The sequence below is a fragment of the Methylobacterium longum genome (assembly GCF_022179385.1).
Lineage (GTDB): Bacteria > Pseudomonadota > Alphaproteobacteria > Rhizobiales > Beijerinckiaceae > Methylobacterium > Methylobacterium longum.
The window spans coordinates 1-19,170 of the sequence record NZ_BPQS01000014.1; the positions used below are offsets into that span (position 1 = coordinate 1).

The following is a 19,170-nucleotide window of genomic DNA, read 5'->3' on the forward strand; positions in this document are numbered from 1 at the left end:
CGGGTTCATCGACATCTTCACGTTCGCCAGCTCGACCCCGGAGCCGTCCGCCTTCACACGGATCTTGACGTTGTAGTCCACCACCCGCTTCACAGGCACCAGAACCTTCATGGCGGCTTCGATCCTTCCCCGGAGGATTCTTGTCGTCGTGCACGCCTCTCCCGCTGTCACCGGGACTGCGGGGGCGGGGCACGCAAGGTGCCGGACCGTAACGGCCACATTTCCGCCTTGTCAACGCGGCGCGTTGGAGGCCGACGAAAACGGGACGGGTGGATCAGCGGTTGGCGCCGGGCACCCAGAGGACATCGTCGGCGCCGTCGGCGTTGGCCGCGCGGCTGGCGACGAACAGGAAGTCGGACAGCCGGTTCAGGTATCGCAGCGACTCGGGCGACACGCTTTCGTCCGCGCGGGCGGCGAGACTCACCGCCAGACGTTCGGCCCGCCGGCACACGGTGCGGGCGAGGTGAAGGGCCGCGGAGGCCGGGGATCCACCGGGCAGGACGAAGGATTTCAGGGGCGCGATCGGCTCGTTCAGAGCGTCGATGTCGCGCTCCAGGCGCTCGACTTGGCTCGCCACGATCCGCAGCGGCTCGTACGGCAGCGGCTCGGGCGTCGGGGGAGTCGCCAGATCGGCGCCGAGATCGAAGAGGTCGTTCTGGATGGCGCCCAGCATGGCGTCCAGGCGGCCCTCCGTGTGGAGGCGCGCCATGCCGATACAGGCGTTGGTCTCGTCGACAGTGCCGTAGGTCTCGATCCGCAGGTCCGCTTTGGAACGGCGCTGCCCGTCCGCCAGCGCGGTCGTGCCCTTGTCGCCGGTGCGCGTGTAGATGCGGTTGAGCTTGACCACGGGATCCGGTCTCAGAAAGTGTAGCCGATCTTGCCGCCGAAATTGGTCAAACCGCGATTGTTCGCGCAGAGCCCGGCATTCGACATGTGTTCGACCGTCGCCATGATGCTCCAATGCTCGGTGAGGCGATAGCCCAGCGCCGCGGCTTCGCGGAACATCGGAGAGCAGCCGAGCGTGTTGAAGCCGTAGGGCGTCTCGGCCTTCGGGCCGGTATAGCCGTTATGGGCAACCCCGCCGAAGAACCCGTCGAGGAAGATTCGGCGGTTGAAGGTCTCGGGGAAGATCTCCACCGTCCAGGTCGCGCCGAGATAGGCGTAGCTCGTCCGGCCGCCGGTGTTGTAGCTGCCGCCCACCGTGGGGCGCGGCACGAAGGCCTGCCAGAACGGATCGGCGCTGATCTGCGGCTTGGCGAAGAGGATCTCGCCGTTGACGTTCGCCTTGCTGAAGCCGGGGAGCTTGCCCTCGGCGCTGCCCGGATCCTGTACCGCTCCGCCGATCCGCACCTCCGACACGATGCTGAGCGGCTGAGCCGGAGCCGCGTAGGCCGCCGGCAGCGGCGGCGCGTCCGCGGCCGACACGGGCAGGATCGCCGCACCGGTGAGGAGGCCGATAAGGCAGGTACGGAAAGGGGTGGTCATGCGGTCTCGGCCGGGAAGGCTTGGCAGTTCTTCTCTACCGAGCGTAGCACGAGGTCTGCGGGCTCAGGCGCTGAATTCATCCGACGCGGCGGCGAAAGGCACCGGGTGCGGCGGCGCGGTCACACCCGGTCGCGTGCGCTCAGGCCGAGCGCCACCAGACGACGCCCATGATGATCACGATCGCCACGAATTGGAGCAGGACCCGCAGGCGCATCAACTTCTGCGAGATGTTGGCGCTCCCGCCCCGCATCATGTTGGCCAAGCCGAAGAACAGCACGAAGGCCACGGCCAAGCAGGCGAGGAGGACGAGGGTGTTGGACGACATGGGGCGTTGATCCGGGCCGAACCGGTGCCGTGAGCCGGCACCGCGTGGCGTCTTGGGGTTGTCGGGGGTTCAGTTGCGGCGGAGCAGGCGCTCGAAATAATCGAGCTCCTCGCGGGGACGGGTCGGGTCGCCCAGCTTGCGACGCAGCTCTTCCATGATGCGGCGGGCCCGCTGAACCGCCGATTCGTCCGCGGTCGGCACACGTACCCGTCCGTCGCTCATGTCGCGACCGCGCGTCGGGCGGCCGAGGGGATCGTCGTCCCGGGCGCCGGCCTGACCCTGCTGGCCGGGCTGCTGACCGCCCTCCTGCTGGCCTTCGCCCTGACCCTCCGCCATGTCCTGCATCTGCTGCGCCATGCCCTCGGCGCCGCGCTTGAGGCCATCGAGGGCCCGGCCCTGGGCATCCACCGCCTCGCCGGAATCGCCCTGCTTCAGGGCGTTCTCGGCGTCCCGCATCGCGTTCTCGGCGTCGGCCAGACCCTGCTCGCCGCGCATGCCGTTCTCCTTCATGCGCTGCTCAAGCTCTTCCAGCTTCTGCCGAAGCGCCTGCTGGCGCTCGCCGACATCGCCCTGCTGGCCCTGTCCCCGCTGGCCTTGTTGACCCTGCTGTCCCTGGCCCTGCTGGCCCTGCTGTCCTTGGCCCTGCTGCTTCTGCCCCTGGCCACCCTGCTGTCCCTGCTGCTGCTGGCCGCGGTTCTGCGGCTTCTGGCCGCCGCGCTGCTCCTGCCCATCCTTGAAGGTCTCGTCGCGCAGGCCCTGCTGCTCCTTCGCCATCTCGTCGAGATTGCGCATCTGCTTCTGCATCTCGCGGGCCGCCTGATCGGTGCGGCTGCCCCGCTCCGCGGACTGGAGATTTTCCAGGGTGTTGCGCAACTGCTCCATGAGGCGCTGCGCCTCCGCGGTATCGCCGCGCTTCATGGCCTCGGCCATGTCCTGGATCATCTTGTCGAGATCCTGGGGCGTGACGGTCTTCGATTGCTGATTGCCCTGGCTCCGCTCGCTCTGCTCGCGGGGTTCCCGGCCCTGCTTCTGAGCCATCTCGGAGAGGAACTTGTCGAGGGCCTGCTTCAGGTCCTGGGTCAGGCGCTTGATTTCGTCGTCGGGCGCATTGCGCTCCATGGCCTCCTTCAGCCGGTCCTGCGCCTGGCGCAGCTGCTTCTCGGCATCCGACAGGTCGCCGTCCTCGATCTTGAGCGCCATCTCCCAGAGAAGATCGGCCACTTCGATCAGATCGGGATCGGTCTTGGCGCTGCGCAGCCGTTCCGTGGCGGTCCGGAGACCGAGGAAGATCGCGGGCTGCGGCGTGAACGTGTCGGGCGCGACCAGGAGCGCGTCCAGGGCGCTCTGCACCCAGCGGCGATCCGTGTCCGGTGCCGTGACAAGGCGGCGGCGTCCCTCAGCCAGCGCTCGCGCCAGGGGCTCGCGGAACGGCCGCGACGGTAGCGTGATCTCGGTGTCCGGCGTGCGCCCTTCCTGACCGGCCTCGTCCTTCACCACGATATGGTAGCGCACGCGCGCGCCGGACCAGGCATTGTCGGTGAGGTCGACGAGGGTCTTGGTATCGGTCTCGCCCGCGGCGTCGGCCGGCAGGGCGAGACCGATGCGCGGCACGGAGACCAGGGACCGCCCGGGCTTGAGCGGCTCGATCAGTCCCTCGGCTGCGCTGATCCCGTAATCGTCCTTAGCCCTGTAGCTCAGGTTGAAGGTGCCGCGCCCGTTCACCTCGGGCCCGCCGGTCGCGGTCACCTCCGGCGGGCGGTCCGGTATCGCGTCCACGGTCAGACGCTGCCGACCGGCCGGCGTGACGATGACGAGCTCGGCACCGCCGACGATGCGGTAGCGTTCCTCTCGCAGATCCGGCCGCGCCTCCTGGCCGGGCACCGGAACGAGGCCGGCATTGGGCGTCAGCGTCGTGTTTGCCGCGGCCTTGCCCTGGCCGGCGATGCGCACGATCAGCTGCGCGTTGACCGGCGCGCGCAGGTGCTGGTCGCTCCCGTCCATCGCGATCAGCAGCGGTGGCAGGCGGGTGTAGAGTGGCGGATCGATCCAGCCGTCCACGCGGAAGTTCGGACCGGGCGCAGCCGGCTCCTGCCAGTCGAACGCCGCACCGATGCGCTCGCGCCATTCCGGTCCCGCCGCGAACAGGCTCGCCACGGCGGCGACGATCAGACCGGCCCGCAGCGCGAAGGGGTCGAGCCGGGTCATGCCCGGGCGGGGCAAGCCGACGCGCAGGGCAGCCACGGCCCGTGCGGCGCGCCTCTGGTGCAGGTCCCAGAGGGCGCGGCTGCCTGCATCCGCGGCGCCGACAATCAGGGTATCCTGCGCCGCGGAGGCGGGCCCGTGGCGCAGGGACGGATCACGCGACGCGGCTTCGCGATCGATCCGGGCGAGTGCCGCGCGGCGGTCAGGCCGGGCGAGGTGAACGAGCGGCATGAGCGCGGTGACCAGGAGAGCCGCGACCACGCCGAGGCCGATCTGCCGCCCCAGCGGCGGCAGGTCCAGCCACAGGCCCGTCCATGAGAGGACCAGGAACAGGAGGCCGACGCCCAATCCGCGCCACAGAACCGGCCAGGCCTGCTCCCACAGGACGGCCGCCCGCGCCTGGGCCACCAGCCGGTCGAGGCGCGTGGCCGCCACGGGCCGTTTTGATGCGCGGCCGGTCTTGCCGTCGTCGCTGCCGAAACCGTCCCTGTCGATCACGCCGACCGTTCCGCCCCACGCCTATGAGCCCGGCAGGGGCCCGGCTCTGTCCGAAGAGGCTATCATGGTGAGCCGCGGCCGTCGGCGGGTCAAATCGGCGCGACGTCGGCCGTACGATCCGGCGTCAGTTGTGGGACTGGATGAAGTTGCGCACCTGGGGGTAGATCTGGGTTTCCCAGCGCCGTCCCGCGAAAACGCCGTAATGGCCGACCCCGGCCTGCAGATAATGGGTCCGCATGTAAGGCGCGAGACCCGTGCAGAGTTCGTGCGCCGCCATGGTCTGGCCGACGGCGCAGATGTCGTCCCGCTCGCCCTCCACGGTCATCAGGGCGGTCCGCCGGATGGCTCCGAGGTCGATCGGATCGCCGCGATAGCGCACCGCGTTCCTGGCCAGGGCGTGATCCTGGAAGACGGTCTTGACCGTTTCCAGATAGAAATCGGCCGCGAGATCCAGAACGGCGAAGTACTCGTCGTAGAACGTCTCGATGGCCTCCGCCTGCGCGTGTTCGCCGTTCGCCATGTGCCAGAACAGGTCGGTATGGCCCTGGATGTGGCGCTTGGCGTTCATCGCCATGAAGGCCGAGACCTGCACGAAACCCGGATAGACCTTGCGGCCGGCTCCCTTGTGGCGCGCAGGAACGGTGGCGATCAGGTTCTGCTCGAACCATTCGATCGGCTTCGAGGTGGCGAGTTCGTTCACGCCCGTGGGGTTGACGCGGCAATCCACCGGGCCGGCCATCAGGGTCATGCTGCGCGGAGCCGCCGCGTCCTTGGTCTGCGCCATGACGGCCGCAGCCACCAGCGCCTGCACGGCCGGCTGGCAGACCGCCACCATGTGGGCGCCTTCACCGATCGTCTGCAGGAAGTGGACGAGGTGGCCGACATAGTCGTCGAACCCGAACCGACCCTCCGACAGCGGCACGTCGCGGGCGTTGTGCCAATCGGTGATGTAGACGTCGTGGTCCGGCAGCATCGTGCGCACCGTGGCGCGCAGGAGCGTCGCGAAGTGCCCCGACATCGGCGCGACCATGAGCACCTTGGGCTGGTCGGTGTGGATGTCCTTCCGGAAGTGCAGCAGGGTGCCGAACGGTGTGACCGCGACGGGCTCCTCGACGACCGGAACGCTGCGGTTGCCGACCTTCACCGCGTCGATGCCATAGGCCGGTCGGGCGAAGGTCAGCCCCGTGCGCATCATCATCCGGGCGCCGGCGGACATCCACGTGATCGGCTGGCCCCATGCGCGCCACGGTGACCAGACGTCGTTCAGCAGCCGTCCCCAGGCCCGGGTCTGGGCTGCGATGTCGGTCTGCAGGTCGAACGCATGGTAGATCATGGGGTCGGGCACTCGCGGAACCCGGCCCAGCACGGGGCCTTCGGGACGGCTCGGTCGGCAGATGCCGGGATCAGGCTTGCATCAGCGTGGCCAAGCAGGATGGGTCCGGTGCCGTACGGCCGCAACTGTTCTAAAGCCCTAGTGAAGCAGGAATTGTACTGACGTGTCTTTGGTGCACCATTCAATTCTCCTCCGTCGAATCGGGGCAGGTCACGCGGTGGAGTCTCGGCGGATCGCCGGCAGACCTTGCCGAGAATTTCGGCACGCCGGCCAACAACGGCGTCGGCCGGCGGGATTGCGGTGGTGTGCCCGGCATATAGGGCTCACGATGCCCGTCGGATCACCCGGCCGGGATCGCCTTCCAGGCGCCGATGCTCGCAGGCGATCTTGAGATAGCGGTCGCTGCCGCCGGGAAGTCCGGCCTGCGCGGCCATTGTCTGGGCGTGCATCAGGCATTCCATCGGCGAGTGGGCCGGGGCGACGATGACGTCGAGTGCGGTGACGCGGGAGCAATCCTGCGCGAGCAGAGTACCGGCGCAGACAAGGGCGACAGAGAGCAGTTCTGACATGACGGACCTCCACTCCGTGTGAACGAAAGGTCCGCGGGGTGCTCCGGCGTGAGAGCCACCGCGTTGTCGTTGCCTGAGTGCTTCCTCCGGTTATCGATCACTCTTTGACCGCGATCTTTGCATGTCGCGTGCCAAGGGCGGGCACCCGTGACGGTCTGGAAGAAGACGCGTCAGTCGCGGGCGGGCAGCCAGTGCGTCTCAGGCTCGGTCGCGGGCAGCAGCGCCGCGACGGCGTCGAGATCCACGACGTACTGGTCGGTGAGCTTCTGCCAGATCTCAACCGGCGAGCTCACCTTCGGCCGCAATCCGTCGAGGGCACGGGTGAGGAGCGCTGCGGTGACGAGCTTGGGGCGTCGCAGGAGCGGATCGGCGTTGAGCATCGGGGTCCACCTCTTCCGATGTCTGCATTCTCCGCCCGTCTTGGTTAACACTCGGTTACGGTTCGGTGCGACGTCTGCGGCTTGACTTGCCGAATATTAAAACCGGTCCCGACGCCCGAATTTTGATCATGAACGTGTCTTCAATCGGGAATGCCGGGCACCAGGGCAGGCTGGGAACGTCTTCGTGCCAGCACGTCGCGGGCGGCGATCGGAGATCGAGGATCCATTGCCGCCCGCTGCCGGCTCCGGTTCACAACCCGGACCCCTTCGCTTATCAGGCTGCCGGATCAAGGCTGTCCTGGCCGATGATGGCGCTCTGGATCAGGAGCCCCGTCGCCCCCGGCCGCCCGTGCGAGTGGAACACCATGGACGCCACACCTGAAGCGGTCGGTGCGACGCAGGGAGCGAAGACCCGCCTCGTGCTGGCTTCCGCCTCGCCTCGACGCCTCGCGCTCCTGCAGCAGATCGGGATCGAGCCGGACGCGCTGCTGCCCGCCGAGGTCGACGAGACGCCGCGCAAGGCCGAGCCCCCGCGTGAACTCGCTCGGCGCCTCGCTCGGACAAAGCTCGCGACCGCCGAGGCGGCGCTGCACCTGGACGCCACGACGACGCCGACTTGGCTGGTATCGGCCGACACGGTCGTGGCGGTCGGACGGCGCGTCCTTCCGAAGGCCGAGGTCCCGGACGAGGCGGCGGATTGCCTGCGTCTGCTGTCCGGGCGCCAGCACCGGGTCTTCACGGCCGTCTGCGTGCTCTCGCCGCGCGGGCGGCGGGAGCGGATCGTGGAGAGCCGCGTGCGGTTCAAGCGCCTTTCGGGCCGGGACATCCAAGGCTACCTCGCCTCCGGCGAGTGGCGTGGTAAGGCCGGCGGCTACGCCATCCAGGGGCTGGCGGGCGCGTTCGTGGTGAAACTCGTGGGGTCCTACAGCGCGGTGGTCGGCCTCCCGCTCTACGAGACGATGAGCCTGCTCGACGGCGAGGGGTATCCGATCCGGGCCGGGTGGGGCGGCCTCGCGTGAGCCGCGCGATGCGTCCCGCCTGTCCGATCTGCCGACGGCCCGAGTCGGCGGAATTCCGGCCGTTCTGCTCTCAGCGCTGCGCTGACGTCGACCTGGGGCGCTGGTTGAACGAGCGTTACGCCATACCCGAGGAGCTCGACTCCGATGAGCCGCCCCGCGAGCCGGATCCGGACGCCTGACGATTTTTCCGGCCGTTCGGTCACGCCGGTGTCACGGCAAGGCTGGACAGGCCGCGCAGCCTTCACTATACCCCGCGGCGTCCGAGGCCGACAGCGGCGCGGGCGACGCCCAGGTAGCTCAGTTGGTAGAGCATGCGACTGAAAATCGCAGTGTCGGCGGTTCGACTCCGTCCCTGGGCACCATCCGCCTCCTGACAGCGGACCGAGGCCTAGCGCCTCTCCAATCCGCGGTATCGGGTTCGCTGTGTCGCGTCCAGCGCGGCTCCGTCCCCCGAGGGCTTGTCGTCTGATCGACCCCGCTGGCCCGCACCCAGCTTCCCGGCTGAGATCATCGGCGGTACCGACCGTCCATGGAACCGCGCGGGCGGCGCGATGCGGCGGCGAATGGAAAACCGCTTCCGTGCCTGCGTTGCTACGATCCGATACTGTTCGTGGCGCGAGCATGACGCTTTCGACGCGGCGCTCGTCGAACCAGATGCAGAGAACAAGCCATCGGTGAGAAGGCTCGCCGTCCTGGCGGGTACCGCCTGCCGCGGTCGTGCACGGCGGTCTCAGCGCCCATCGACGTAGACGCCGGCGCCCACCAGCGCCTCGACGCCGTCGACGCGCGTGCCGCAAACGTAACTCCACTTCACGGCTGCGGCAGCCTCGCCAGGCTTGGGAAACATGTAGTCGACCCAGCCGGATCCGAAGCGTATGACCACGTCGACGAAGTCCCTGTGAAACCGTTTTCCATCGGCGTCGCGCTCGTCGAGCAGATCCCGTCCTTCGCGGTTCGGGCGGGCGGCATTGAGAAGCACGATGCCCTGCATGTCGACGACGAACAGGTAGACATCGCCGTAGCGCCACCCGCTGCCTTTCCTCCGGAAGGCCGAGAAGGCCGCGGAACCCTGTTGCTCCAGAGCCTCGGCCGCCCGGTTGACCAAGGCTTCGATCTCGGCGGCTTGGTGGGAGGGCGGGGGGTGTCGCTCGCCAAACGCATTGAAGGGCGCGCAGAAGAGCAGCGGCGCGACTAGCCAAGTTGCGAGCCTGACGTTGCCGCGCCCCGAGGGCATCACGGCACCATCACCGGCCCGATCGGAGCGTAGTCTCGGCTCCGCCGGTTTGTCCGCCAACGGGGAGATCCGACGGGCGGGATGTCCAGTTGCCTGAATACCCCCGTCCTGGCCGCAACGGCACGATCCACCAGACGCGCTTGCGGGCAGCCGGCCGGCCCGCCGTCGCGGGCAGGGGCAGCGTCGCGCGCTCGGGGTGATGGCAGTGGTGCTCGATGATGCGGCTCAGATGCCTGACCGCCGCCAGGATCTGCGCGGCCATCAACAGATGACCCTCGCGCGCGCCGTCCCGCTCGAGGCGGAGCATGTCGGTCTCGGCGCGTGACACGATGTCCCGGGCCTCCCAATAGAAGAGTTCGAGCTGCGCGAGATTTGTCATCCACGCCTCCGCGTCAACACGGTTCTCGCATTCAGGAGACGTTGAATAGCGCTTCGATCAGTCGAAGCGCATCATCCATTTAGAGGTTTTGCCACGATCCTTTGCGTGGAGCGCCGAACCTCTGCCGGCTGAGATTCGACGGTGGGCGACGGTCTCGTGTCGGGGCGTAGAATGGTACCGGTCGCGCGGCCACCGCAGCGATCTCAATCCGAATCTTTCTTGCGGAGACCTGATTTCACTATAACGTGGATCAGCTTTTGTTCAACCGGCTCGACATCCCATGCCGAAACTGAACGCGCCCGGCGGCTGGCACCTCGGTAACACGCTCCGGTATGCGCGCGACTCCCGCGACGAGATCGGAGCGTGGTCGTGGGACGCCGCGTCCGATCGCGCGTTCGCCGATACCTATGTGGCGCATCTTTTCAATGTCGATCCGGTCGACGCCGAGGTCGGTCTGCCGGTCGCCGCGTACGTCGCCAGCATCCACCCGGCGGATCGACGGCAGGTGCTGGCGGCGTTCCGGAAGGACGCCCAGGAGGGCAGACCCTATCTTTTCGAGTACCGCGTCCGCTCCGCGGACGGCGTCACGCGCTGGGTGCTCACCCGCGGCCGGTTCTTCTGTAATCACCGCGGCCAACCGGTCAGCGGCCGCGGCATCATCGTGGACATCACCCGCCTTCGTGCGAACCGCGACGGCGACGGACTCTCCGACACGGGGTCGGATCGCTCTACCTCGTCGCTGGATCAGGCCGCCGCGGCGGCGATCGCGGCCTATCAGACGCTGGGCGCACTGAACGACCGTGAGCTGACGTCGCGTGCCGAGGCACTCCTGAACCAGATCGGGCGCAGGCTCGCCGCGCAGGAACTCACGGAGCGGCGCCGCCGGCTGAGCTGACGGTCGACGCGGATGACGCCGCGACGCGGACCGGCTACGGCGCATCCTGGTCGCGAAGATGCAGATACGTCGGATCGAACTCGGCGGCCGATTTCAGGCCGTCCCAGTCGTCGACGGAGAGGCGCCGGCTGCGCAGGGTGATCAGGCCCGCGGCCTTCAGATCCCGGATGGTCCGGTTGACGTGAACCGGTGTAATCCCGAGGGCGTCCGCGAGCTCCGGCTGCGTCATCGGCAACTCGCAGCTCCGGTCCGGCGCGAGCCCGACCGCGCCGAGGCGCGTCACCAGCTCGCAGAACAGATGGGCCATGCGGGCATACGCGTCGCGCCGGCCCGTATTGAGCATCCACTCCCGCACGATGGCGGCGTCGATCAGGGTCCCCCGCCAGAAGAGGTCGTTGAGCCGCGGGTGCGCCCGGAGCAATGCGCGCGCCGCCTCGTGCTGCACGAAGCCGAGGCGGCACGGACTGATGGTGGCGATGCTGACGTCCAGGACTTCCAGGTGGAGGCTCTGGAAGTCCGGGATGTCGCCGGGAACGTGGTAGCTCATGACCTGCCGCTTGCCGGCCCGGGTCGATTTGTACGTGCAGGCTATACCGTCCAGCAGGGCGAAGCACCGGGACGGACGGTCACCCTCACGCACGATGTCCTGGTAGGCCTCGACGGTCGCCATCTGCATGGGCAGGGCGTGCAGGGCCGCGCGCTCCTCGTCGGTCGGTTTGAACAGGGCGATGCTGTCGAGCTTGCGCAGGAATGGATGCCTGCCCGGCTGGTGCGTGGATTCGATCATCGCGCCTCGGCTGTCCGGCGGCGTCGCGCGTCCTCGCGGCCACCAACACCCTCACCACACGCTCTGGCGGACTAGGATAGGGCCGGCGATCGATCGCGACCAGAGCCATCGCCCGCGGCCGAGGTCGATATCCGGCCGGTCGCCGGCCCCGGCGCGGCGGCCGCGTCGTCGCTCGACGCGGTGCGCCGTGGTCCGACGGCAGGTGAGGATGGATCGGGCCGGTCGCCGAGCTGCGGGCGGTAAGCCCGGCCCCGCGCGCGGGCGAGGCCGGGGGCCTGGGACTGGAAATCTCCCGTCCGTCCGCGCACACAGGGATCGCGGCGGGATCGCCGCGCAGCCTGACGGGAAGCTCCGATGAACCCGGCCGACCTCGCTCCGCACGCGCACCAAGTCCTGAGCGAGGCGACTTTGCCCGAGTTGCCGAACCATTATCGCGGCAAGGTCCGGGACAATTACGACCTGCCGGACGGACGGCGCGTGCTGATCACCTCCGACCGGATCAGCGCCTTCGATCGCGCCCTCGCGGCGATCCCCTTCAAGGGACAGGTCCTCACGCAGACGGCGCGCTACTGGTTCGAGAGGACGGCCGACATCTGCCCGAACCACGTGATCGCCTATCCCGACCCGAACGTCGTCGTCGGCCAGCGCCTGGAGATCCTCCCCGTCGAGGTCGTGGTGCGGGGCTACCTCGCGGGCACGACCTCCACGTCGATCCTGACGCGCTACCGCGCCGGCGAGCGGGCGATGTACGGACACCGCTTCCCGGATGGATTGCAGCCGAATGCGCGCCTGCCGCAGGCCATCATCACGCCGACCACGAAGGCGTTCGACGGCGGCCATGACGAGCCCCTGACCGAGGGCGAGATCCTGGAGCGCGGTCTGCTCACGCCGGATCAGTGGCGGACGGTTTCCGAGGCGGCGCTGGCGCTCTTCGCCCGCGGCCAGTCGCTGGCCGCCGAGCGCGGGCTGATCCTGGCGGACACGAAATACGAGTTCGGCACCGACGGTCAGGGCCGCATCGTCCTCGCCGACGAGATCCACACGCCCGACAGCAGCCGCTACTGGTTCGCCCAGAGCTTCCCCGAGCGCTTTGCCGCCGGGGCGGCGCCGGAGAGCTTCGACAAGGATTTCGTGCGCAATTGGGTGGTGGCCCGGTGCGATCCCTATACGGATCCGATCCCCGAGATCCCGGCCGAAATCGTGCTGGAGACGGCGGCCGTCTATATCCGCGCCTACGAGACCATCACCGGTGAACGCTTCGTGCTGCCGGATCCCGCCGAGGATCCCCTCGACCGGATCCGGCGCAACATCGCCGCCTACCTGGGCGCGGACGCGCGACGCTGAGGATCGGGGCGGCCCCGCGGGGGAGGGACCTGGGTCTCTCCTCCGCCGAAGTTCGGCTGCGCGATCGTCACCGCGATCGGGCCCTCAGGCGGCCGCGGCCATCGGGGCCGGGGTGGGGGCATCCATCGCGCGCAGGTACACGTCGAGCAGCGTCTCCTGCTCGTCCCGCTCGTCCTTGTCCTGCTTGCGGATCTTCAGGATCTCCTTGAGAACCTTGACGTCCAGGCCCTCGCCCTTCGCCTCGGCGAGGACCTCCTTCTTGGCCTCCATCAGGTCCTTGATCTCTTCCTCCAGCCGCTCCACGCGCTCGATGATCGAGCGGATGCGATCGCCCGCGATGCCCACGGTATCGGTCATGTCCGTCATGCAAACCCTCGCTGCAAACCCTCGCTGGATGACCGGCGGACCCTCGCCGGGACGGGGTTAGCGGCGGGTTAAACGCGGCGCGCGCGTCGCGGCCGGTCAGCGCGTCCGCTGCTCGATCCAGCCGATGATCGCGTCAGCCACCTGATCGCTGTTCGATTCCAGCATCATCATGTGGCCGTTGCCGCGGATGCCGTGCTCGGCGAGGGCCAGCCGGTCCGGCTTTGCCCCGGCCTGCGTGAGGAAGGCGGCCGTGCAGTCGTCCATCGTCGCGCGGAACGATGCCTCCGCGGTCACGATCACGGCCGGCACCTTGGCGAGGTTCGGGAGCGTCCGGGCCGGGGCCGCCTGGAGCCAGCAGCGGATCTGGTCCGGCCGGGCCGGGGTGTCGGCCTGGACGACGGTGAGGTCGGCGGGGCTGCTCACGGGCGGCTCGAAATGCAGGGGAACCCGGGTGATGCCGTAAGGCCGTGCGCGGGCCTCGCTCACGCGCTCGTACCAGTCCGTCCCGCCCTTGAATCGGATGTCGTAGAAGGTCGGACCGTTGGGCTCGACCGCGACGTGGGCCTTCACTAGGTCGGGCCTCTGGTCCGACACGGCCCAGCCGAAGACGCCGGCCTGGGAATGGGTGAGCAGGATCGCGGGCCCGATCTTTTCCAGGAGCGCGATCAGCGCCGGATCGACCAGTTCCTCGCTCTTCAGGGCGCTCGCGATGTAGGGGACCTGCGACAGGTAGAACTGGTCGAAGGCGGCGTTGCCGCGCACGCCCGGTCCGCCCGGCCACTGCGTGTGCAGCTTGGCCTGCGGATACAGCGTGGACCGCTCCTGCCCGGTGAAGACGGTCTCGAGATCCTCGACCGGAAGGCGGGCATAGGGACCGTAGGCCTCCGCGTCTCCGCCCGCGCGACCGCGTCCCACCTGATCGATCACGTAGGTGGCGAAACCCTTGGCCGCGAAGCGGTCCGCCCAACCCGGCCGGCCGTCGGGCGTACCGAGGAAGTTGGTCCCGGTCTGCGCGGTGCCGTGGACGAGGACGATCGGGTAGGGTTGCGTGATCTGCGCGGGCGCGCGGTATTCGACGAACATCTGCCCGGCCGCGACGGTCTTGTCCTTGGCCGCCTGGTAGTGCCCGCCGACGAAGAAGTAGCCGGCGGGCTGCGTCGGTCTGAACGGCGCGGTGTCGTCCGCGTGTCCGGGGCAGGCCGCAGCGAGACCCAGGAGAGCCAGGGCTCCGGCAGCAGCGAACGTGCGCATCGTGTCCTCCCGGGCGTGGGTTCCCCGCGGACGTCCGGCGCCCGGCGGAATGTCAGTTGGCGGAAGGAGCCGGACCGCTCCGGACGTCCGGCTCCCCGATCAGGCGTGGGCGAGGCGCGGCTTCTTGCCGAGCGCCTCCTCGACGGTGCCGGCGCCGTCGAGATAGCCGTGGACCTTGGGGTTCGGCATGATCAGCGAGGCCACGAAGGCGATCGCCATCAGCACGGTCACGTACCAGAAGAACGTGCTCTCCATGCCGTTGTCCTTGAACCACAGGGCCACGAACTCCGCGGTGCCGCCGAAGGTGGCGTTGGCCAGCGCGTAGGACAGGCCGACGCCCAGGGCGCGCACGTTGGTGGGGAACAGCTCGGCTTTCACGATGCCGCTGATGCCCGTGTAGAACGACACCACGGCGAGCCCCAGCGTGATCAGCGCGAAGGCGAGGTAGGGGTCCTTGTTGGTCCCCAGCGCGGTCATCAGCGGCACGACCATGAGCGTGCCGAGCCCGCTGTAGAGCAGCATGTTGGCCTTGCGGCCGATCCTGTCGGAGAGCGCGCCGAAGAGCGGCTGGATGATCATGTAGACGAACAGCACCACCGTCATCGTCTGGGATGCCGAGGTCTTCGGCATGCCGGCGGTGTTGACGAGGTACTTCTGCATGTAGGTCGTAAAGGTGTAGAAGCTGAGCGAGCCCCCGGCCGTGTAGGCGATCACGACCAGGAACGCCCGCCAGTGCTTGGCCAGCGCGGAGAAGGTTCCGGCGGTCTCCTTGTCGCTGCTGTCTCGGGTCTCCGCCAGCGAGCGCCGGAGGTAGAGCGCGACGATCGCCAGGCCGGCGCCGATGAAGAACGGAATGCGCCAGCCCCAGGCCGTCAGCTCCGGACCGGTCATCACCGTCTGCAGCAGCACCAGGACCAGGGACGCGAGGAGCTGGCCGCCAATCAGCGTGACGTACTGGAACGAGGCGAAGAAGCCGCGCTGCCCTTTGATCGCCACCTCGCTCATGTAGGTCGCGGAGGTGCCGTACTCGCCGCCCACCGACAGGCCCTGGAGCATGCGGGCCAGCAGCAACAGCACCGGTGCCAGGGTGCCGACATGCTCGTAGGTCGGCAGGATGCCGATCAGCAGCGAACCGAAGCACATCATCAGCACCGAGATGACCATCGAGGTCCGGCGTCCGACCCGGTCGGCGATGCGCCCGAACAGCCAGCCACCGATCGGCCGCATGAAGAAGCCCACCGCGAAGATGCCGGCGGTCTGGAGAAGCTGGCTGGTGGAATCGCCCTTCGGGAAGAACGCGGGCGCGAAGTACAGGGCGAAGAAGGCGTAGCAGTAGAAGTCGTACCACTCGACGAGGTTGCCCGAGGACGAGCCGACGATCGCCCAGATGCGGCGCTTCCGGTCCGCGGCGTCGTCGAGGGCGCCCGGTGCGATACCGATGGTATCGTCTCTCGAAGCGGACATGGCGTCTCCGTCGATCAATCTTTGTGCCGGCCCGCGCCGGACTCTTCTTCGTGCGGCGCGACGTTACAGGTGACGATCCTGATCGCAAGTCCGTGATGGGTCTTTGCCGAGGACAGGGCGATGCCGTGTCACGTCCCGCCTGTCCCGCACCGGAAGGAACGGTTTGGCACGAGGGGTCGTTGCGGCCGGACGCGGGCGTCGACGGCGCGCCCTCAGCGGCGGGAGGACAGGCCATGAAGCGGATTCTGAGGGACACGGTGGCGGCCGTGATCGTGGTGGCCGGGGCGGCGACGGCGTTCGCGCAGGGCGGACCCGGCGGCGGCGCGGGCGGCGCAGGAGGCGGCCCCGGCGGCGGAGCGGGCGGTGCCGGGCCGGCCGCCGGCGGCGGCGCGGGAGTGGGCGGCGCGGGACCGGGTGGTGCTGGCGGCGGCATGCGGGGCGGCGCCGGCGGTGCCGAAGGCGGCGGTGCGATGCGGGGACCGGGCGGCGCCGAGCCGGGAGCCCCGGCCGGCCGCGGAGCCGAAGGGCCCGGCCGTCCCGGCGGCGCAGCCGAGCGCAATGGGGCCCCGGAACGTCCGGGCGCGGGCGCCAATCCCGGAGCCGGCGACCGTGGCGACCGGGGTGACCGGGGCGACCGGGGGGATCGTGGCGGCCGGGATGGCGCCGGTCCGAACCAGGGTGGCCGCGGTCCGGCCGGCGAGCGGGGCGGTCGTGGGGGTGTCCGCGAGGGCGGTTCCGTCCGCGGCGCGGTCGGCAGGCTCGACACCCGGCAGCGCACCGAGTTTCGCAGCTCAGTCACCCGCCTGGGCGTCTCGCCCCTGAGGGACGTGGCCTTCGGGCTGGCGGTCGGCACCGCGATCCCGCGCTCGGTGACGCTGCACCGGCTGCCGCCGGCCATCGTGTCGATCGTCCCGGAATACGAGGGCTACGAGTTCATCCTCGTGCGCGACGACATCGTGATCATCGATCCCGACACCTACGAGATCGTGGATGTGATCCCCGCCTGAGCGTTCCCCTCGGTCAAGCCGGGCAGGTTCGCGCCTGCCCGGCGCCTCTCACCGGCCTCCGTCGAGGAGCTTCGACACGACGCGGGCCGTATAATCGACCATCGGCACGATGCGCGCGTAGTTCAGGCGGGTCGGCCCGATCACGCCGACGACGCCGACGATGGTCTGCGACCCGTCGCGGAAGGGGGCCGCAATCAGCGACGAGCCCGAGAGCGAGAACAGCTTGTTCTCCGAACCGATGAAGATCCGCACGCCCTCGCCGCCCTCGGCGCGCGCGAGCAGGTCGATGACGTCCTTCTGGGTCTCCAGGTCGTTGAACAGCAGCCGGATGCGTTCGAGATCCTCCACGGCGCGCAGGTCGTCGAGCAGGTTGGCCTGACCGCGCACGATCAGCTGCCGCGCTTCCGTCGGTCCGACCGGGGTGGCCAGCCCGGCATCCACCAGCCGCTCGGTGATCGCGTCGAGCTCGCGCTTCATCGCCTTGCGGCCGGCTTCGATCTCCGCGCGAAGCGAGCCGAGGGTGCGGCCATGAAGCCGGGAGTTGAGGAAGTTCGTGGCCTCCTGGAGCGCTCCGGCCGGCAGGCCCGGCGGCAGGTCCACCAGCCGGTTCTCCACGGAGCCGTCGTCCGAGACCAGGATCACCAGGGCGCGGGCCGCATCGAGGCGGACGAACTCGATGTGCTTCAGGTTGACGTTCGCCTTGGTGGTCAGCACCACGCCGGCGCCGCGGGAGACGCCCGACAGCATCGTCGACGCCTCGGCGAGCGCCGACTCGAAGGTGTGGCCGGACGCGGCGGCGCGCATCTGCGCCTCGATGCGACCCTGCTCGTCCTGGCTGACGTCTCCGAGCTCGAGCATCGCGTCCACGAAGAACCGCAGGCCCAGCTCGGTGGGCAGCCGCCCCGCCGAGGTGTGGGGCGCGAAGATCAGGCCGGAATGCTCGAGATCCGCCATCACGTTGCGGATCGAGGCCGGCGACAGCGCCATCGGCAGAATGCGGGCGAGGTTTCGCGAGCCGACGGGCTCCCCCGTCGTGAGGTAGCTCTCGACGATCTGCCGGAAGATCTCGCGCGCCCGCTCGTTGAGCGCGGCGAGGGCCTGCATGGACTGGCCGTTGGTCACTCGAAGGTTCGGGTCTGTCACGCGGTCATCCTGTGGTCCGATCATGGCTAACCGACCCGCGCGGATCAATCCGCACGGAGATGCTTGCTCGCCGTGGCGCGGCGGCCTAAGAGCCCGGCCCTCGACTTCCTCGACAGAAAGGGCCCGCGATGCGGCCTTCCAAGCGTGCCGCCGACGAGTTGCGGCCCGTGAGCCTGGAGCGCGCGGTCTCGCGCTACGCGGAGGGCTCGTGCCTCGTGAGCTTCGGCAACACCCGGGTGCTCTGTACCGCATCCCTGGAAGAGCGCGGGCCCCCCTGGCTGCGCGGTTCGGGCAAGGGCTGGGTCACGGCCGAGTACGCCATGCTGCCGCGTGCGACGCACGAACGCACCCGGCGCGAGGTCGGTTCCGGCAAGCCCTCGGGGCGGACGCAGGAGATCCAGCGGCTGATCGGCCGCTCGCTCCGCGCCGTCACCAACCTGCCGGCGATCGGCGAGCGGCAGATCACGGTCGACTGCGACGTGATCCAGGCCGACGGCGGCACCCGGACCGCCGCCATCACCGGCGCCTGGGTGGCGCTGCACGACTGCTTCGCCTGGATGCGCACGCGCTCGATCATCTCGGTCGACCCGCTGCGCGACCACGTCGCGGCGGTCTCGTGCGGGCTCTACAAGGGGACGGCCGTCCTCGACCTCGACTACGCCGAGGACTCGGCCGCCGAGACCGACGCCAACTTCGTGCTCACCGGCCGGGGCGGCATCGTCGAGGTCCAGGGCACCGCCGAGATGGAGCCGTTCTCGGAGGGACAGCTCCTGGAGCTGCTGCGGCTCGCCCGCGCCGGTACCGACCGGCTGGTCGCCCTGCAGAAGGAGGCGATCGCGTGAGCCGCCGCCTCACCGGCAAGGTGGTGATCGCCACCCACAACGCCGGCAAGCTCACCGAGATGCGCGAATTGCTGGCACCCTTCGGGATCGAGGCGGTCTCCGCCGGGGAACTCGGCCTGCCGGAGCCGGAGGAGACCGGCACGATGTTCGCCGAGAACGCCGCCATCAAGGCGCGGGCCGCCGCCGACGCCACCGGCCTGCCGGCCTTCGCGGACGATTCCGGCCTGTGCGTGGACGCGCTGGACGGCGCGCCCGGCATCTTCTCGGCCCGCTGGGCCGGTCCGGCCAAGGATTTCGACGGCGCCATGGCGCGCATCTTCCACGAGCTGGAGCGGCGCGGGGCCCACAGCCGCCGGGCGCACTTCGTCTCGGCGCTGGTGCTCGCCTGGCCGGACGGCCACACGGAGCTGTTCGAGGGCCGGGTGTTCGGCGACCTCGTGGCGGCGAGGGGCTCGGCCGGCTTCGGCTACGACCCGATCTTCCGCCCCGAGGGACACGAGCGGACCTTCGGCGAGATGAGCGCGGACGAGAAGCACGGCGTCGACTGGCAGAAGGGCGAGGGGCTGTCGCACCGGGCGCGCGCCTTCGTGGATCTGAGCCGGGCCTGCCTCCCGCCCGGCGCCTGATTGCCAAACCGGCCGCGCGGC

Annotated in this window: 21 protein-coding genes, 1 tRNA gene and 1 pseudogene; 8 read left to right on the plus strand and 15 right to left on the minus strand. The window is 69.4% G+C overall.

What is annotated here, in order from left to right:
* The 8 genes and pseudogenes from MFF58_RS14340 to MFF58_RS14375 form a co-directional block, all read right to left on the minus strand.
* A pseudogene (locus MFF58_RS14340) lies at nucleotides 1-111 on the minus strand (electron transfer flavoprotein subunit beta/FixA family protein); the annotation flags it as partial.
* Nucleotides 112-274: 163 nt separating this feature from the next.
* Complete coding sequence (locus MFF58_RS14345; protein ID WP_238289069.1) at nucleotides 275-847, minus strand: cob(I)yrinic acid a,c-diamide adenosyltransferase; 573 nt, start codon at nucleotides 845-847, stop codon at nucleotides 275-277.
* A gap of 11 nt (nucleotides 848-858) precedes the next feature.
* Nucleotides 859-1,485 (minus strand): acyloxyacyl hydrolase, encoded by a 627-nt coding sequence (locus MFF58_RS14350; protein ID WP_238289071.1) that lies wholly within the window; start codon nucleotides 1,483-1,485, stop codon nucleotides 859-861.
* 139 nt (nucleotides 1,486-1,624) lie between these two features.
* Nucleotides 1,625-1,810, minus strand: coding sequence for a twin transmembrane helix small protein (locus tag MFF58_RS14355; protein WP_238289073.1), 186 nt, complete (start codon nucleotides 1,808-1,810; stop codon nucleotides 1,625-1,627).
* Nucleotides 1,811-1,879: 69 nt separating this feature from the next.
* Complete coding sequence (locus tag MFF58_RS14360; protein WP_373323344.1) at nucleotides 1,880-4,510, minus strand: TIGR02302 family protein; 2,631 nt, start codon at nucleotides 4,508-4,510, stop codon at nucleotides 1,880-1,882.
* Between the two features lie 124 nt (nucleotides 4,511-4,634).
* The gene (locus MFF58_RS14365) at nucleotides 4,635-5,843 is read right to left on the minus strand and encodes a polyhydroxyalkanoate depolymerase (protein WP_238289076.1); all 1,209 of its coding nucleotides are present in this window, start codon (nucleotides 5,841-5,843) and stop codon (nucleotides 4,635-4,637) included.
* 323 nt (nucleotides 5,844-6,166) lie between these two features.
* Nucleotides 6,167-6,412 (minus strand): hypothetical protein, encoded by a 246-nt coding sequence (locus tag MFF58_RS14370; RefSeq protein ID WP_238289078.1) that lies wholly within the window; start codon nucleotides 6,410-6,412, stop codon nucleotides 6,167-6,169.
* Nucleotides 6,413-6,582: 170 nt separating this feature from the next.
* Entirely contained in the window at nucleotides 6,583-6,792 is a 210-nt protein-coding gene (locus tag MFF58_RS14375) for a hypothetical protein (protein ID WP_238289079.1), read from the minus strand.
* A gap of 365 nt (nucleotides 6,793-7,157) precedes the next feature.
* Between MFF58_RS14375 and MFF58_RS14380 the strand changes: the two genes are divergently transcribed.
* The 3 genes from MFF58_RS14380 to MFF58_RS14390 all read left to right on the plus strand — a co-directional run bounded on the left by MFF58_RS14380 (nucleotide 7,158) and on the right by MFF58_RS14390 (nucleotide 8,173).
* A complete protein-coding gene (locus MFF58_RS14380; RefSeq protein ID WP_238289081.1) occupies nucleotides 7,158-7,811 on the plus strand; it encodes a Maf-like protein in 654 nt (217 codons plus the stop codon).
* 8 nt (nucleotides 7,812-7,819) lie between these two features.
* A complete protein-coding gene (locus MFF58_RS14385) occupies nucleotides 7,820-7,990 on the plus strand; it encodes a DNA gyrase inhibitor YacG (protein ID WP_238289278.1) in 171 nt (56 codons plus the stop codon).
* A 107-nt stretch (nucleotides 7,991-8,097) separates the two neighbouring features.
* Nucleotides 8,098-8,173 (plus strand) — tRNA-Phe (locus MFF58_RS14390).
* A 368-nt stretch (nucleotides 8,174-8,541) separates the two neighbouring features.
* On the opposite strand, the gene MFF58_RS14395 is transcribed toward MFF58_RS14390, so the two are convergent.
* Nucleotides 8,542-9,045 carry a cache domain-containing protein gene (locus MFF58_RS14395; RefSeq protein WP_238289083.1) on the minus strand — a complete coding sequence of 168 codons (504 nt, stop codon included), beginning with the start codon at nucleotides 9,043-9,045 and terminating at the stop codon, nucleotides 8,542-8,544.
* A gap of 10 nt (nucleotides 9,046-9,055) precedes the next feature.
* Entirely contained in the window at nucleotides 9,056-9,424 is a 369-nt protein-coding gene (locus MFF58_RS14400; RefSeq protein ID WP_238289085.1) for a hypothetical protein, read from the minus strand.
* 280 nt (nucleotides 9,425-9,704) lie between these two features.
* Between MFF58_RS14400 and MFF58_RS14405 the strand changes: the two genes are divergently transcribed.
* Complete coding sequence (locus MFF58_RS14405; RefSeq protein ID WP_238289087.1) at nucleotides 9,705-10,319, plus strand: PAS domain-containing protein; 615 nt, start codon at nucleotides 9,705-9,707, stop codon at nucleotides 10,317-10,319.
* Between the two features lie 34 nt (nucleotides 10,320-10,353).
* Here MFF58_RS14405 and MFF58_RS14410 read toward each other — a convergent pair whose 3' ends face one another.
* On the minus strand, nucleotides 10,354-11,106 hold the full coding sequence (locus MFF58_RS14410; RefSeq protein WP_238289089.1) for a Crp/Fnr family transcriptional regulator: 753 nt from the start codon (nucleotides 11,104-11,106) through the stop codon (nucleotides 10,354-10,356).
* Nucleotides 11,107-11,460: 354 nt separating this feature from the next.
* Between MFF58_RS14410 and MFF58_RS14415 the strand changes: the two genes are divergently transcribed.
* Nucleotides 11,461-12,450: a phosphoribosylaminoimidazolesuccinocarboxamide synthase gene (locus MFF58_RS14415; RefSeq protein ID WP_238289090.1), complete on the plus strand. Its 990-nt coding sequence runs from the start codon at nucleotides 11,461-11,463 to the stop codon at nucleotides 12,448-12,450.
* A gap of 84 nt (nucleotides 12,451-12,534) precedes the next feature.
* Here MFF58_RS14415 and MFF58_RS14420 read toward each other — a convergent pair whose 3' ends face one another.
* From MFF58_RS14420 to MFF58_RS14430, 3 genes are all read right to left on the minus strand, one after another.
* On the minus strand, nucleotides 12,535-12,816 hold the full coding sequence (locus MFF58_RS14420; RefSeq protein ID WP_238289092.1) for a DUF2312 domain-containing protein: 282 nt from the start codon (nucleotides 12,814-12,816) through the stop codon (nucleotides 12,535-12,537).
* Between the two features lie 96 nt (nucleotides 12,817-12,912).
* Nucleotides 12,913-14,067, minus strand: a complete 1,155-nt coding sequence (locus MFF58_RS14425) for an alpha/beta hydrolase (protein WP_238289094.1) — start codon at nucleotides 14,065-14,067, stop codon at nucleotides 12,913-12,915.
* A gap of 99 nt (nucleotides 14,068-14,166) precedes the next feature.
* On the minus strand, nucleotides 14,167-15,531 hold the full coding sequence (locus MFF58_RS14430; protein WP_238289095.1) for an MFS family transporter: 1,365 nt from the start codon (nucleotides 15,529-15,531) through the stop codon (nucleotides 14,167-14,169).
* A 233-nt stretch (nucleotides 15,532-15,764) separates the two neighbouring features.
* On the opposite strand from MFF58_RS14430, the gene MFF58_RS14435 reads away from it, so the two are divergent.
* On the plus strand, nucleotides 15,765-16,538 hold the full coding sequence (locus MFF58_RS14435) for a DUF1236 domain-containing protein (protein ID WP_238289098.1): 774 nt from the start codon (nucleotides 15,765-15,767) through the stop codon (nucleotides 16,536-16,538).
* Between the two features lie 48 nt (nucleotides 16,539-16,586).
* Here MFF58_RS14435 and hrcA read toward each other — a convergent pair whose 3' ends face one another.
* Nucleotides 16,587-17,642, minus strand: coding sequence for a heat-inducible transcriptional repressor HrcA (gene hrcA, locus MFF58_RS14440; RefSeq protein WP_238289280.1), 1,056 nt, complete (start codon nucleotides 17,640-17,642; stop codon nucleotides 16,587-16,589).
* A 167-nt stretch (nucleotides 17,643-17,809) separates the two neighbouring features.
* Between hrcA and rph the strand changes: the two genes are divergently transcribed.
* Both rph and rdgB read left to right on the plus strand, forming a co-directional pair.
* Complete coding sequence (gene rph / locus MFF58_RS14445) at nucleotides 17,810-18,523, plus strand: ribonuclease PH (protein WP_238289100.1); 714 nt, start codon at nucleotides 17,810-17,812, stop codon at nucleotides 18,521-18,523.
* Entirely contained in the window at nucleotides 18,520-19,149 is a 630-nt protein-coding gene (rdgB, locus tag MFF58_RS14450; protein WP_238289101.1) for an RdgB/HAM1 family non-canonical purine NTP pyrophosphatase, read from the plus strand. Before rph ends, rdgB begins: the two co-directional genes overlap by 4 nt.
* The last annotated feature ends 21 nt before the right edge of the window (nucleotides 19,150-19,170 follow it).

Bases quoted from the DNA above. Each gene is read 5' to 3' on its own strand.
- MFF58_RS14395 (WP_238289083.1), bottom strand. From the start codon at position 9,045: ATGCCCTCGGGGCGCGGCAACGTCAGGCTCGCAACTTGGCTAGTCGCG.
- MFF58_RS14405 (WP_238289087.1), top strand. From the start codon at position 9,705: ATGCCGAAACTGAACGCGCCCGGCGGCTGGCACCTCGGTAACACGCTC.
- hrcA (WP_238289280.1), bottom strand. From the start codon at position 17,642: ATGCAGGCCCTCGCCGCGCTCAACGAGCGGGCGCGCGAGATCTTCCGG.
- MFF58_RS14415 (WP_238289090.1), top strand. From the start codon at position 11,461: ATGAACCCGGCCGACCTCGCTCCGCACGCGCACCAAGTCCTGAGCGAG.
- rph (WP_238289100.1), top strand. From the start codon at position 17,810: ATGCGGCCTTCCAAGCGTGCCGCCGACGAGTTGCGGCCCGTGAGCCTG.
- MFF58_RS14375 (WP_238289079.1), bottom strand. From the start codon at position 6,792: ATGCTCAACGCCGATCCGCTCCTGCGACGCCCCAAGCTCGTCACCGCA.
- MFF58_RS14430 (WP_238289095.1), bottom strand. From the start codon at position 15,531: ATGTCCGCTTCGAGAGACGATACCATCGGTATCGCACCGGGCGCCCTC.
- MFF58_RS14435 (WP_238289098.1), top strand. From the start codon at position 15,765: ATGAAGCGGATTCTGAGGGACACGGTGGCGGCCGTGATCGTGGTGGCC.
- MFF58_RS14350 (WP_238289071.1), bottom strand. From the start codon at position 1,485: ATGACCACCCCTTTCCGTACCTGCCTTATCGGCCTCCTCACCGGTGCG.
- MFF58_RS14355 (WP_238289073.1), bottom strand. From the start codon at position 1,810: ATGTCGTCCAACACCCTCGTCCTCCTCGCCTGCTTGGCCGTGGCCTTC.
- MFF58_RS14370 (WP_238289078.1), bottom strand. From the start codon at position 6,412: ATGTCAGAACTGCTCTCTGTCGCCCTTGTCTGCGCCGGTACTCTGCTC.
- MFF58_RS14410 (WP_238289089.1), bottom strand. From the start codon at position 11,106: ATGATCGAATCCACGCACCAGCCGGGCAGGCATCCATTCCTGCGCAAG.
- MFF58_RS14425 (WP_238289094.1), bottom strand. From the start codon at position 14,067: ATGCGCACGTTCGCTGCTGCCGGAGCCCTGGCTCTCCTGGGTCTCGCT.
- MFF58_RS14385 (WP_238289278.1), top strand. From the start codon at position 7,820: ATGCGTCCCGCCTGTCCGATCTGCCGACGGCCCGAGTCGGCGGAATTC.
- MFF58_RS14400 (WP_238289085.1), bottom strand. From the start codon at position 9,424: ATGACAAATCTCGCGCAGCTCGAACTCTTCTATTGGGAGGCCCGGGAC.
- MFF58_RS14365 (WP_238289076.1), bottom strand. From the start codon at position 5,843: ATGATCTACCATGCGTTCGACCTGCAGACCGACATCGCAGCCCAGACC.
- MFF58_RS14380 (WP_238289081.1), top strand. From the start codon at position 7,158: ATGGACGCCACACCTGAAGCGGTCGGTGCGACGCAGGGAGCGAAGACC.
- MFF58_RS14420 (WP_238289092.1), bottom strand. From the start codon at position 12,816: ATGACGGACATGACCGATACCGTGGGCATCGCGGGCGATCGCATCCGC.